This window comes from Stenotrophomonas sp. 278, from assembly GCF_003935715.1.
In the GTDB taxonomy this organism is placed as follows: Bacteria; Pseudomonadota; Gammaproteobacteria; order Xanthomonadales; family Xanthomonadaceae; genus Stenotrophomonas; species Stenotrophomonas maltophilia_AH.
The window spans coordinates 1-522 of record NZ_RHPP01000328.1 but is presented as its reverse complement, the minus strand read 5'-3'; the positions used below and the strand labels follow the sequence as shown (position 1 = coordinate 522).

The 522-nt window shown below is 71.5% G+C and carries 1 pseudogene; it reads right to left on the bottom strand.

The features are described 5' to 3' along the window. A pseudogene (locus EGJ34_RS21975) lies at positions 1–522 on the bottom strand (phenylalanine--tRNA ligase subunit beta); the annotation flags it as partial.

Below are 522 nucleotides of genomic sequence, written 5' to 3'. Positions count from 1 at the left end.
CGGCATTGCGGCCCAGGGTGGCGACCAGGCCCGGCAGCAGCGCCGGGCGCATCACCGCCAGCTCGGCCGAGAGCGGGTTGGCCAGGGCCACCACGTTCTGGTCCAGCTGCCAGCTGCCCAGCAGCGCAGCATCGACGAAGGCGTAGTTGATGGTTTCCTGCAGGTCGCGGGCGACCAGCTGGCGACGGGTGCTGAGCTCGTCCAGGCGGGTTTCGCTGGGCATGGCCACGCGCGCGGCACCGCCGGGCAGCGTGGTCGGGATCTGCTCGTAGCCGTGGATGCGGGCCAGCTCTTCGATCAGGTCTTCTTCAATGGCGATGTCGAAGCGGCGGCTGGGTGCGGTGACCTGCCAGCCTTCGCCGGCAGCGACCACGTCCATGCCCAGCGCGCGCAGGATGCGCTCGACGTCGGCATCGGCAATCTGAATGCCCAGCACGCGCTGGATGCGGGCGCGACGCAGGGTGATGACGGCGGCGACCGGCAGGTCGGCGGCGTTCACCGCCTCGGTGACCGGGGCCGGGG